This is a genomic window from Clostridium sp. 7_2_43FAA (genome assembly GCF_000158375.2).
GTDB classification, from domain to species: domain Bacteria; phylum Bacillota; class Clostridia; order Clostridiales; family Clostridiaceae; genus Clostridium; species Clostridium tertium.
This window is the reverse complement of sequence record NZ_JH815222.1, coordinates 1,276,271-1,289,322: the sequence shown is the minus strand read 5'-3', so window position 1 is coordinate 1,289,322 and position 13,052 is coordinate 1,276,271. Positions and strand designations below refer to the sequence as shown.

Here is a 13,052-nt window from a genome sequence, read left to right as displayed (position 1 = left end):
CCTTGATTCTTTTTTATAATTCTCCAAATTTTATACTTATTTTCTTAAATGCTACTTCCTTTGTCAACGTAAGATTTTCTGGATCTATTTTAATTTTAAATATATTAGGGCACTTTTCTGATCTCCATAACCTCATAAACTTAGGGGTTGCATTTAAACTAGCATAGTATTTTTCTTCAAAATCATCAAAAAACTCTAGAAATTCTAACTTACTAAGTTTATCAATTGCTAAATTATCTTTTTTTATATTTTTTACTATTGGCACAAAATATCTTAATGGAACCTCATAATTATATCTTCCCGTTATCTTTTTTCCCTCTAATATTGCTCTCTTTAAAAAAGGAAATTTTACTATATCATCATCTTTTAAATTAATTTTAAAAATAGGTTCTTCGTTTTTACCCTTTTGTATTTTTATTTTAATCATTTGCTTCACCTTTAGTTTTTATTTACCTTATTCCCATAAATCCCAAATTTCTTTCTTATACCCAAGAGTTGCTGTATTTCCATTTCTAACTATAGGAGAGTTAAATAACTTAGGATTTTTCAATAAAATTTCCTCTTTCATATCATTGCTTCTAATTTTATCTAGATTTAAATTTTTATATTCTTTACTTGATTGGTTTATTAGTTCATTTATTGAAATATTCCTTTTAACGGAATTAAGTTCTCCTTTACTAAGCCCTTTAATATCTATATCTATAAATTGAAAGTTTATTTTTCTTTCTTTAAAATATCTTTCTGCTTTTTTTGTATCAAAGCATTTCTTTCTTCCAAATACTTGTATGTTCATGTAATTGCCACCTCCTAATTTTTCTTCATTATAACATAAATTTATATTATATATAAAAAACAGATTATTTACTCATTATATAAAAAATAAATTAATATGAATGCCAATATTATTTTATAGTTTTATCTTTTTATTTATAGAATATTTCTTCTTCATTTGTACAAGCTAATATTAACAATAAATTATAAAGGCATAATTTAAATTTTTCATTACATAGTTATTATAATGAATTATTAATAAAAGTTAGTTTAATAACGAATATCTATCTTCTCAGCAGCTTTTAAAACCTTATTAAAAGAATTAATTAATGCTTTATGATAATTAAGGATAGGCTGAGAATAGATTTTCTATACAGCATCAAAAAAGCTATTACATATTTTATTTAGCTTTTTTGATGCTGATTTATTTCGCTTAAATATGAACTTTTTTACTATATTATTCTATATTAATAATTAAGATGAATTTTTAAGGATGATGATTTTGAAGTATCTTATTTTAATTTTAAAAGTTTTTATTATAGAATATATAATTATATTTTTGCATGAACTTTCCCATTACGTTGTGTCTTTATTTTTAGGATTTAAATGTTCATTTTATCATGTAATTCCCTTCACTCTCTATAAAGATGGTACTAAATTTAAATTCAAATTTAAACCTTTGATACAAGGTGATATGACAAGTAGATTACATTTTAACTCAATAAAAATATCCTCCAAAATAGAATACAATATACTTTTAAAAAAGCTTAAAATATTTCTTTGGATTGGCCCTGTATTTGATTTTACAGTATTTATATTATTCTTTTGTATCGGAGTTAGCAATGTTAAATACTCATATTTAGCTTTAATTTCACTTATTCATTTATCTATTACTACTCTTAACTTCTTTAACAGTGATGGTAAATATGCAATAGGTGCAAAAGAAGACTCTAGAATTGCTTTTGAATTAGTTAGAAGCTTTACTATTTGTGGAAATGGAGAAATTCCATATGAAAGCAAAAGGATTCTTACTGATACACATATGGAAATTGCAGATGGGATAACTTTAGAAAAGTTTGACGTAAATGATCTTTGGAACTTTTTAAATAATATTTCTTTTTTCACTAATTCTCTTTTAAGTTTTTTAAATAAAGATCTCTTAATTATACATCCATCAACGCTCAATTTTTTTGAAAATTTAATTAATGATTTCGATGATATAAAGAAATATGACTATAGGCAAGTGGAAAAAACTTCTATTGCTATAATCTATTATTTTATATCTAAAAAACTTAAAGAAAAAACTTTTTATCCAGATGATGATATTATAAATAAAGTTTATGCTGGTTGTAATTCAATTTATTTTAGAAAGTTATTTGATTTATATTTCAATTCTAATAATGATAATATTGAATATTTAATTGATAAAAAAAACATGCCAAATTATATATCTCACTGTGAAGGTTATAATAAACTTCTCATAAATATTATTAATTTATATGAAAATACACTAATATAGTTAAAGGACTGTAACTAAAAATTACAGTCCTTTAACTATATTCTAATTCATTTCTATATTATCAAATTTATTATTTAAAATTAATATATCAACTCTTCTATTTTTAGCTCTTCCTTCTTCTGCAGTATTATCTGCAACTGGTCTATACTCACCATAACCTACAGCTGATAATCTACTTGGAGATATGGATCCATAGCTTATTAAAAATTCAACTACATTAGAAGCTCTAACAGATGAAAGTTGCCAATTTGAATGGTAATCCGAAGTACTTATAGGTAAATTATCAGTATGTCCTTCTACTCTTACATAATTATCAATTTTATTTAAAATATTTGATACCGAAATAAGTTTAGGTTTTAACTCCTCTTTTATATCCGCCTTTGCACTATCAAAAAAAACATTATCAGTAAAACTTATAATAAGACCTCTTTCTTCTATACTTGTAGTTACACTTCCTTCTAACTCTAAATCCTTTACTATATCATTTACTTGAGATTCTATACCTTGTAATTTTTCCTCTTCTGTTTGAACTAATGGTTTTAACTCTCCTTGCTCATCACTTGAACTACCTGAATTTTCAGCACTTCCTAGAACTGAATATCCACCTATAAATACATCTCCCATAGAAGTAGCCAACTGCTTATACTTTGACTCATTCACACTAGAAGCAGAATATAGTACAACAAAAAATATCATAAGTAAAGTTATAAGATCTGAATATGTAAGCAACCATCTTTCATGATTTTCTGGTTTTTCCACTCTTTTTTTCATCTATTTACCCTCGCTTGATTCAAGCTTTTTTATGTCCTCTTCAGTTAAAAACCCCTCTAATTTACTTATTATAGAGCTTGGACTAGCACCAGCTTGTACTAAGAGTAAAGCTTCAATACACATTTCTTTTTCGATTATTTCTTCAGTGCTTAAAATTTTTAGCTTATTTGCTATAGGTAACCAAATTAAATTAGCAGTTCCTATTCCATAAAGAGTAGCAATAAATGCTACTGCTATCTTTGGTCCTAATGTACTTGGATCATCTAAATTACTTAAAACTTGAACTAGCCCCATAACTGTTCCTATAATCCCCATTGTTGGCGCATACCCACCTGCAGCTTCAAAAATAGAAATTCCTTGATTATGCCTTTCTGAAATTTGTTCTAATCTTGTCTCTAATGATCCTTTCATAATCTCTGGATCCACTCCATCTACAATCATTTGTAGACCTTTTTTGATAAAAGTATCTGTTTCTGGATTATTTAAATCTGCTTCTAAACTTAATAATCCATTTTTTCTTGTTTTCACTGTAATTTTCTTAAAAAATTCTACATTTTCTATAAGGTTGCTATTTCTCTTCTTAAATGCTATGCTAAAAACCTTTGGAAATCTTTTTAAAGTCTTTCCTGGAAATGCAACACCAACTGCTCCTATTGTTCCTCCAACAACTATCAATAATGCTGTGAATTGATATAAAGCTCCTAATGCCCCTCCTTCTAAAAGAAAACCTACTATAATACAAGCAAAAGAAAATATAATACTAATTATTATTGTTATGTCCATATTTCACCATCCATATAATTTATTTCTAAATTATATATTTTTTATATTTACATATCAATTTCATTATTTTGTTGTTTTTTATCCAAATTCGTCGATTCTTTCTTATAAAAAAAACTATTGTGTAATGACTAACATTATCGCCGAAATACACAATAGTCTATTTTATAATCTATTTCTATAGTCTATTTTTCAATTCCTTTACCCAGCTTCTTGCCCCATTTACTGAATTCCAAGCTGTTTCTGCATTTTTCATATAGTATACTGCATCTTCTTCTGTACCTAAACTTTTAAGTTCAGGTGGATTTGTAGGGATTCTTTTTTGCTTGATTATATAATCTATAACAAATGGATTAGAAGCATTTGCAATTCTTAAAGCTCTTTCTGCTTCCTCTAATTTTCCTATCTTAAATAAATAAAGAGCTTTTGAAAATTTTGTAGATGGTAAGTAATCATTTTTATATTTATTTAACACATTTAAAACTTCTTCATCTAAATTTTCTGTAATTAGCCATGAAAGTAATACTCCTCTTATTAATAACCTATCTTCTGGATCTAGATTTATTAAATCAGTAAACTCTTTTATAGCCTCTAATTTTTCATTTATATTCCATAATAAATTTCCAAGTCTATATTTAGCACTATAGTAAGGTCTTGTAACCTCTAAGTCTAAGAATTTTCCTATATATTTATTTATATTTTCTTCACCTATAACATTTTTAGCAGCTTCTACTGCTTTTAGTACTAAGATCTTTTGTTCATTTATACTTAATGAATTGTCATATGATAATATTATATAAGCTTCCGCACAATTTTCGCTTATTTTTAATGCTTCTTTGGCTAATTTTGCTTTTTTCTTGTAATTTTTTTGATTCCATGCCTCATTAGCTATCTTATTAGCTTTTTTTAAATCCTCATCTTCTATGATCTCAGCTTCTACTTTTGAAACGCAAACCTCATCTAATGTTTCTTCCTTAATTTTTTCTTTTTGTTTTTCTTCACACTTTATCTCATTATCTACTGTTTTTGAATTATCTATATAATCACTTTTATTAAAAGTTATCAACCATTTATCCTCTTCTAAATCTATTAACTTCCTCACTTCTTTTGATTTTGAAAGACCCGTACTACTACTTACATCAAATAATTTATATAAATCTCCAGCCTTAATAGTTATACCTATTTTATTTGTAAATAACCCGTTTTTTAATCCCAAAGCATGTACAATTCCGCATGCCCATGAATTTGCTTTTCCTTTATTTAAATTGCCTTCTTTTAATTCAAATATTTCTTTACATAAGCTCTCTGCAAGAAACAAATATTCTTCATTTAAGTTGTTTTTACAAACCTCTTCAATAAAACCCATTACTTCTAAATATCTTTCATTACTTACTTCAGATGTTTTTTGCATTACTTATTTTCTCCTTTTTCTACTATGTTATTTGGAATATTATAAAACTTATCATACTTAAATAATATATTCCAATTGACGATTTAAGCCGATGTTTTATATTATATGATATTTAATTACTTTTTTCAAATATTAGTATATTTTAAGAGCAAATAAGTAGATTTATGTAAATTTGTAACAATCTTTTAATTATGATATACTATAATTAATTAAATTATTATATAATATATGCCTTCAATTTTGCTTAAATAAGCGTATTAACTACTAATATCCTATTAATTATAATTATATAAATTGCAATTGAAACATATATTTTTAAGGAGGTTAATAAATGAAAAAAAGAATTTTAGCAATATTAATATCATTATCCATACCTTTTTCAATAATTTCTTGTGGGGCAGAAGCAAATAATAACAAAAATAATACAGCATCTAATATTAGTAATAATGAATCTACTATAACTGACGAAGAAGATAAGAACAAGGATAGTAACCAAAGTGATAAATATGATACTAATAATTCTAATGAAATAACAACCGATGATGCAAATATTTATTATTACGATGTTGTTACTGACAAAATAGTTTACATAAATAAAACTATTGAAATTAAAGATAAGGCTGTAGCAACTGCTTTAGTTAATGAATTAAAGAAAAATCCAAGCGAAGAAATTGCATCTGCTTTAAATAGTGATATTTCTTTAAACTCAGCAAAAGTTGATAGTGAAAATGATACTATAAAGCTAGATTTTTCATCTAATTTTGTTGAAGCTCAAAACTTAGGTTCTGGTCCTGAGTCTAGTACTTTAACTGCTATTTGCAATACATTTGGTGATTATTTTAATGTATCTAAAGTTATCATAACTTTAGATGGAAAACCTTATACTTCTGGACACATTTCAATGAAAGATGGAGATACATTTAAAGTTGACTTAAATAATACACTTGAATTAACTAAATAAAACTTATTATTTTAAATAATTTAAAACCAATTTCTTATAATTTTTTGACTATAAGTATACCCTATAGAGTGATAAAATCAATTCTCTATAGGGATTTTTTATACTACTTATATTCAATTCCTCTTGTATAAAATAAGTCATCAGAAATTGCTGCTATTCCTTTAATTTTACTACCCCTCTTTAACCTTTCTTCTTTAATTGGATCCAAAGGATATGCATTTCCATTAAATTTTAATAACCTAAAATCATCCTTATCACTATCTATCATTTTCACTATTAAATCTCTATACCCATTTGTTTTATTTTCAGATATTATAATGGGATTTGTAGCATTACTTATCTTTGATATAACATTATATTCATTATTTTTTTCCTCTAATATAGCTAAAGTACCACCTTTTTCAGTGCAAAATCTAGGTCCTTCTAAATAAACCAATATTTCATAACTATCATCATCTTTTAATTTGACTTTATTATATAAGTAATTAACCTTATCCTCATCAGGATTTAGTAAAAATTCTTTTTCAATTATCCTTTCTATTGCTTCGTCCTTAGCTACTTCTGATTCTATAAATTCAACCTTTGAGAAATCTAAGTAATCTTTACTTAACTTATTTTCTACCCTAACTAACATGTTGGACGTCTTTTCACCTAATATGCCTATAAAAGAATCTGCTTTAATAAAACTAACACCTTCAAAGCTTAAAATATTACTCATTACTCCTAAAATATCTTTTTCATTTATACCTATTATCTTTTGTGTAACTAAAAGATCTAATATATCACTTCTTATTAAATTTATTGGACTTAATCCAGATACAGATAGAACCTTTCCTGCTATTCTTTTCTTTAAAATTCCATTATTATTGTATAAGCTGTTTAAATAATCCTTATCTTTTCCACTTATATCTATAGAATAAGTCATTCCCCTATTTACATCTATTACATCCACTTTATACTTATCTTGATATATAACTTGATAGGAATCGAGTTGATTATAATAATCTGTATCAAAAATTTTTATAGCTTTATCTCCATCTAAATAATACATATGAGCCGTTAAATATCCATTATTTCCTATATCTTCTACGCTAAATAATATTTCATTATCACTTGTAACTTTTTTAAAATTTTCCAATTCTATTCTAGGATTATATCCCTCTATCCCACTTAGATCTATAGTTACAGTCTTTCCATTTTCTCCATCAGAAATGATTATTTGCATATTATAATAAACTTTATTTTTTCCAGTTCCTCTCTCATTACCAACTAAGTAAATAACATCTAAATCGCTACTTCCCTTTACATCACCAATTCTAGTCATAATAATTTCTCTTTGTTTTTGTGCATTTACTTCACTTCTCATTAAGTTCTTTACATATCTTGCCATAAAACCCTCTTTTATAATATTATTACATTATATAATATTATTATATTTTAATTTGTGTTATTTAAATTACAATATTACTTATGATGCAAAATCTAAGGATATTTATTTTGAATAATTAAATTTTAGTTATTTAATTATTCTAAATGGGCAAAAAAATAAGATAGGAAACTCCTATCTATATAATATAATTTTTAAATAAATTTTTATAATTAAATATCTTGCAACTAATTATTAGATAATTTCTTTATTATTAGAACTTTCCTTCTCCATCGCAAACAGGGCATATAAAGCTTCCATCACCGTTACAAGTTATGCATCTAGAATTAGGTGCTTCTTCTGTTCCACAATCACATTTTATTCTTCCTGTTCCACTACAACTTATACATTCACTCATATATTCTTCTTTGTTAATATTCATTTATATTCCTCCTTTGCTAGTTCTATCTATTAATTATTGTCTTATATAATATTTTTATTCAAAATTTTTTTAATATTTAAAACAAATATAGAAGTCATAATATATTCTAAATACACTATGACTTCTATAAATAATTATATTAAACAGTAATTTCACTCTTTACTTCTAATGCATCTTTATTAACTTTTATAATTGGATTTATATACTCTTCTATGAATTCTACAACTTGACTTGGCGCTCTTCCTACAAACTTGGTTGGATTAATAATACTTCTTATTTCTTCTTCACTTAACATAAAGCCATCATCTTTTATAATTCTCTCAATTAAATCATTATCTAATCCTTCACCTTTTACTCTTTGTGCAGCTGCCATTGAATGAATTCTAATTTTTTCATGAAGCTCTTGTCTATCTCCACCTCTTTTAACTGCTTCCATCATTATATTTTCTGTAGCCATAAAAGGTAATTCATTATTTACATGTGCACTTATTACTTTTTCATATACAACCATATTTTCTGCAATATTTATATATAAGTTTAAAACTCCATCTAAGGCCAAGAAAGCTTCTGCTACTGCAATTCTTTTATTTGCTGAATCATCTAAAGTTCTTTCAAACCATTGAGTTGCAGCTGTTATTGCTGGATTTAATGAATTCACTATCACATATCTTGCTAAAGATCCCATCCTCTCACTTCTCATAGGATTTCTCTTATATGCCATAGCAGATGATCCTATTTGATTTTTTTCAAATGGTTCTTCAATCTCTTTCATGCTTTGCAATAATCTTAAATCATTACTAAATTTATAAGCACTTTGAGCAATTTCTGATAATCTATTTAATACTATAGAATCTAATTTTCTAGGATATGTTTGCCCAGTAACGCCATAACTTTTTTCAAAGCCCATTTTCTTTGCTACTATACTATCTAATTCTTTAACTTTTTCTTCATCATTATTAAACAAAGTCATAAAACTTGCTTGAGTACCTGTAGTTCCTTTAACTCCTCTTAACTTTAATGTTGATAATAAAAATTCTATATTCTCTATATCTAATACTAAATCTTGCATCCAAAGAGTTGCTCTTTTTCCTACAGTAGTCAATTGTGCAGGCTGAAAATGTGTAAATCCAAGAGTTGGCATATCTTTATATTTTATTGCAAAATTTGATAAATGATTTAATACTGTTACTACCTTCTTTTTAATTAATAATAAAGCATCTCTCATAATAATTATGTCTGTATTATCACCTACATAACAACTAGTTGCTCCTAAATGAATAATTCCTTTGGCACTAGGGCATTGCAATCCATATGCATATACATGGCTCATAACATCATGTCTAACTTCTTTTTCTCTTTTTATTGCTTCATCGTAATTTATATTATATATATTAGATTTCAGTTCATCTATTTGCTCTTCAGTTATATTTAAACCTAATTCTTTTTCTCCTTCTGCTAATGCAACCCATAACTTTCTCCATGTTGAAAATTTCATATCATCTGAAAATATGAAACTCATTTCCTTTGATGCATACCTTGAGTTTAATGGTGAATTATATAAATCTTTCATCCTTAGATAACCTCCGAATAAATTTTTATTTTTTTATGTAATAATTCGTATTATAACATAACCTAATTATTTTTTCAGTATTTTTAAAATAATTTTCAGTTATATTTTTGTTATTTTTTAATATATATATACTGTATTAATTCATAAGGAGGGAAAATTATGTGTAAAATAAATATAGTTGACAAAATATCTTTTTTATTGGTGTTAATTGGAGCAATTAATTGGGGATTTATTGGTTTGTTAAGTGTAAACTTAGTTACTTTCTTAGTTGGTGGATCAGTCTTATTACAAAGAATAATATATATCGCAGTATTTGCTGGAGCTATCGACTTGATTTCTTTAATATTTAGATGCAGATCCTTGAAATTATTCAGTTAACTACATACTATTATAACTATTAACTATATAAAAAAGTGAGCATATATAAGTTTACTTATACTACTACTTATTTCAATATTAACTTAAACTTATATATCCCCACTTAAAAACTTAAAAAAGAAAAAATCAAATAAATATATTTTTCAATTTAAAAGTGCTAAATATTTTATATAACCTCATTTTAAACCCTAAACTTTCTTATACATAAAAAAAGTGCCTATTGGCACTTTTTTATTAGTCTTCTAAACTAGCTATTAAGTTAGATATTTCTTCTACTGCTAAAGCTTCGTCATCTCCGCTTGCTAAAACAGTAATAGCAGCTCCTTTAGTTACTCCTAAAGAAAGAACTCCTATTAAACTCTTAACGTTTGCTTTCTTGCCGTTAAATTCTATGCTTACATCTGACTTGAAAGATGAAGCTTTCTTTACTAATAAAGTTGCTGGTCTAGCATGTAAACCAGTTCCGTTGTTTACTACAACTTCTTTAGATACCATTAAACACACCTCTTTACATTAAATTTAAAATAGTTATCTATTTAACTATTTCATTATATATGTAAATAAAAAAAATTTCAAGGCTTATAACATCTATTTTCCTTAATATGAAAAAGAACTACCATTAATGTAGTCCTTTTCTTTATCTCCCCTAAAATAAATTCTCTCCCCAAATTAAATTTCAGAACTTACTATCTTGGTTGAACGATTAGTTTTATTGCTGTTCTTTCTTCACCATCTATTTCAATATCAGTGAATGCTGGAACACAAACAATATCTTTTCCGCTAGGGGCAACGAAGCCTCTTGCTATAGCAATTGCTTTTACGGCTTGATTTATAGCACCTGCTCCTACTGCTTGGATTTCTACTATTATTTTTTTCTTTAATTATGGCAGCTAATGCACCTGCCACTGAATTTGGATTTGATTTTGTTGAAACTTTTAATACTTCCACTTGTCTTTACCTCCTAGATAAAAATCGTTTACAATATATTGCAAGAGTTTTACTCTTGCAATATATATATTCTATAAGTTATAAAAAAATCCTCCTTTATTTTGAAAATTTTTTTATCTTTTTTATTTTTATTTCTACTTTCATATTTGTTTATTATATTAATAGCAACAATTACCACATATAATTATTCTAAATAAGACTACAAATTCAACTACTAGATTTTTACTAAATGATCACATTATGTTATTATGCACAAAAAAGGAAGTTCGAATTTGAACTTCCTTTTCTATTTCGAGTAATATCAAAATTTATTTCGATATAATCCCTTTATTTTATTTAGCATAATCTACTGCTCTTGTTTCTCTTATAACATTAATTTTAATTTGACCTGGATATTCTAATTGTTCCTCTATACTTTTAGCTAAGCTTCTAGCTAATTCTACAGATCCAGCGTCATCTAAATGATCTGGTTTAACCATAATTCTAATCTCTCTACCAGCTTGAATTGCATATGACTTTTCTACACCTTCGTAAGAATTTGCAATTTCTTCAAGTTTCTCTAAACGCTTAATATAAGCTTCTAGAGTTTCTCTTCTAGCACCTGGTCTTGCTGCTGATATTGCATCAGCTGCTTGAACTAAAACAGCTTCTAGTGTTAACATTTCAACATCTCCATGATGTGCAGCTATAGCATTTGCCACAACTTGTGATTCTCCATATTTTTTAGCTAGATCTCCACCTATTACAGCATGACGACCTTCTTCTTCTTGTGTTGCTACTTTACCTATATCATGTAATAAACCTGCTCTCTTCGCTAAATTTACATCCAGACCTAATTCTGCAGCCATTACACCAGCCAAATATGAAACTTCAATAGAATGCTTTAACACATTTTGTCCATAACTAGTTCTATACTTCAGTCTACCAAGTAATTTAATTATTTCAGGATGAACACCATGAACACCAGTTTCTAATGTTGCTTGTTCTCCTTCTTCTTTAATATCATTTTCTACATCTTTGGTAGCTCTTTCTACCATTTCCTCGATTCTAGCTGGATGAATTCTACCATCCACAATTAACTTTTCCAAAGCTATTTTAGCAATTTCTCTTCTAACTGGATCGAAACTTGATAAAATAACTGCTTCTGGAGTATCATCTATTATTAAATCTACCCCTGTTAATGTTTCAAGAGTTCTGATATTTCTACCTTCTCTACCTATAATTCTACCCTTCATTTCATCATTAGGAAGGGCAACAACATGTACTGTTGATTCTGATACATGATCTGCTGCGCATCTTTGAATAGCAGTTGTTATAATTTCTCTCGCTTTTTTATCTGCTTCTTCCTTAGCTCTAGCTTCTATATCTTTGATCATTATAGCAGTTTCATGAGTTATTTCTCTTCTAACTTCTTCTAAAAGGATTTCTCTAGCTTCATCGCTAGATAAAGTTGCTATTCTTTCAAGCTCTTCTCTTCTCTTAGAGTACAGTTCCTGTACATTTGCTTCCATTTCATCGATTTCTTGTAACCTTTTATTTTGTGCTTCTTCTTTCTTTTCTAAAAGATCACTCTTTTTGTCTAGGGATTCTTCTCTTTGAATTATTCTTCTTTCAAGTCTTTGAATTTCATTTCTTCTTTCTCTTGAATCCCTCTCTAGATCATTTCTAAGTCTATGAACCTCTTCCTTCGCTTCTAAAATCGACTCTTTCTTAGTAGCTTCAGCTTCTCTTTTAGCATTTTCTAAAAGAGTTTCTGCTTCTTTTTCTAAGCCTTCTATTTTCTTTTTAGAAGCACTTTGTATACCTTTATAAAGTAATAAGCCTGATATGACTAATACTACAACATAAATTACTATACCAAGAATATTATCCATAACAACACCTCCTCCATTCATATAAACTTATGTTTAATAGAAAATGTAGTAGGTATCATACTTAATCTAACTGATATTTGAAATATGATAAAACCAGTATTTGTTATTATTTTATCTTAAAATTAAAATTATGTCAAGTTTAGTTGTATAATTCACAAAGTAAATTTAATTGTTTACATTCCCATTGTTACGTAAATTTTAGTTGCTTTATCTTACTATTAAACAATAAAGTCGATAATAATAATATAAAAATATTATTAT

Annotated in this window: 13 protein-coding genes and 1 pseudogene; 3 read left to right on the top strand and 11 right to left on the bottom strand. The window is 26.6% G+C overall.

Features of this window, described 5'->3' with window-relative positions; genetic code table 11:
• Positions 1 to 13: 13 nt before the first annotated feature.
• Together CSBG_RS07675 and CSBG_RS07670 are read right to left on the bottom strand one after the other, a co-directional pair.
• A complete protein-coding gene (locus CSBG_RS07675) occupies positions 14 to 427 on the bottom strand; it encodes a hypothetical protein (RefSeq protein ID WP_008678459.1) in 414 nt (137 codons plus the stop codon).
• Between the two features lie 27 nt (positions 428 to 454).
• Complete coding sequence (locus CSBG_RS07670) at positions 455 to 793, bottom strand: arsenate reductase family protein (RefSeq protein ID WP_008678458.1); 339 nt, start codon at positions 791 to 793, stop codon at positions 455 to 457.
• A gap of 471 nt (positions 794 to 1,264) precedes the next feature.
• On the opposite strand from CSBG_RS07670, the gene CSBG_RS07665 reads away from it, so the two are divergent.
• Positions 1,265 to 2,290 (top strand): site-2 protease family protein, encoded by a 1,026-nt coding sequence (locus tag CSBG_RS07665; RefSeq protein ID WP_338079831.1) that lies wholly within the window; start codon positions 1,265 to 1,267, stop codon positions 2,288 to 2,290.
• Positions 2,291 to 2,332: 42 nt separating this feature from the next.
• Here CSBG_RS07665 and CSBG_RS07660 read toward each other — a convergent pair whose 3' ends face one another.
• From CSBG_RS07660 to CSBG_RS07650, 3 genes are all read right to left on the bottom strand, one after another.
• On the bottom strand, positions 2,333 to 3,061 hold the full coding sequence (locus CSBG_RS07660) for a flagellar motor protein MotB (RefSeq protein WP_008678454.1): 729 nt from the start codon (positions 3,059 to 3,061) through the stop codon (positions 2,333 to 2,335).
• Positions 3,062 to 3,844 carry a flagellar motor protein gene (locus CSBG_RS07655; protein ID WP_008678452.1) on the bottom strand — a complete coding sequence of 261 codons (783 nt, stop codon included), beginning with the start codon at positions 3,842 to 3,844 and terminating at the stop codon, positions 3,062 to 3,064.
• A 175-nt stretch (positions 3,845 to 4,019) separates the two neighbouring features.
• A complete protein-coding gene (locus tag CSBG_RS07650) occupies positions 4,020 to 5,252 on the bottom strand; it encodes a DUF6398 domain-containing protein (protein WP_008678449.1) in 1,233 nt (410 codons plus the stop codon).
• Positions 5,253 to 5,583: 331 nt separating this feature from the next.
• Here CSBG_RS07650 and CSBG_RS07645 point away from each other — a divergent pair, with 331 nt between their 5' ends.
• Entirely contained in the window at positions 5,584 to 6,213 is a 630-nt protein-coding gene (locus CSBG_RS07645) for a GerMN domain-containing protein (protein WP_008678447.1), read from the top strand.
• 103 nt (positions 6,214 to 6,316) lie between these two features.
• Here CSBG_RS07645 and CSBG_RS07640 read toward each other — a convergent pair whose 3' ends face one another.
• The 3 genes from CSBG_RS07640 to purB form a co-directional block, all read right to left on the bottom strand.
• Positions 6,317 to 7,603, bottom strand: a complete 1,287-nt coding sequence (locus CSBG_RS07640; RefSeq protein WP_008678444.1) for a hypothetical protein — start codon at positions 7,601 to 7,603, stop codon at positions 6,317 to 6,319.
• Between the two features lie 250 nt (positions 7,604 to 7,853).
• Positions 7,854 to 8,021 carry a hypothetical protein gene (locus tag CSBG_RS18235; protein WP_008678442.1) on the bottom strand — a complete coding sequence of 56 codons (168 nt, stop codon included), beginning with the start codon at positions 8,019 to 8,021 and terminating at the stop codon, positions 7,854 to 7,856.
• 139 nt (positions 8,022 to 8,160) lie between these two features.
• Positions 8,161 to 9,591: an adenylosuccinate lyase gene (gene purB / locus CSBG_RS07635; protein WP_008678440.1), complete on the bottom strand. Its 1,431-nt coding sequence runs from the start codon at positions 9,589 to 9,591 to the stop codon at positions 8,161 to 8,163.
• 159 nt (positions 9,592 to 9,750) lie between these two features.
• On the opposite strand from purB, the gene CSBG_RS07630 reads away from it, so the two are divergent.
• Positions 9,751 to 9,969, top strand: coding sequence for a DUF378 domain-containing protein (locus CSBG_RS07630; RefSeq protein WP_008678439.1), 219 nt, complete (start codon positions 9,751 to 9,753; stop codon positions 9,967 to 9,969).
• Positions 9,970 to 10,203: 234 nt separating this feature from the next.
• Here CSBG_RS07630 and CSBG_RS07625 read toward each other — a convergent pair whose 3' ends face one another.
• The 3 genes and pseudogenes from CSBG_RS07625 to rny all read right to left on the bottom strand — a co-directional run bounded on the left by CSBG_RS07625 (position 10,204) and on the right by rny (position 12,791).
• Positions 10,204 to 10,464 (bottom strand): HPr family phosphocarrier protein, encoded by a 261-nt coding sequence (locus tag CSBG_RS07625; RefSeq protein ID WP_008678438.1) that lies wholly within the window; start codon positions 10,462 to 10,464, stop codon positions 10,204 to 10,206.
• Between the two features lie 191 nt (positions 10,465 to 10,655).
• Positions 10,656 to 10,917: pseudogene (locus tag CSBG_RS07620) on the bottom strand (stage V sporulation protein S).
• Between the two features lie 332 nt (positions 10,918 to 11,249).
• Entirely contained in the window at positions 11,250 to 12,791 is a 1,542-nt protein-coding gene (rny, locus tag CSBG_RS07615; protein WP_008678437.1) for a ribonuclease Y, read from the bottom strand.
• Positions 12,792 to 13,052 lie beyond the last annotated feature (261 nt).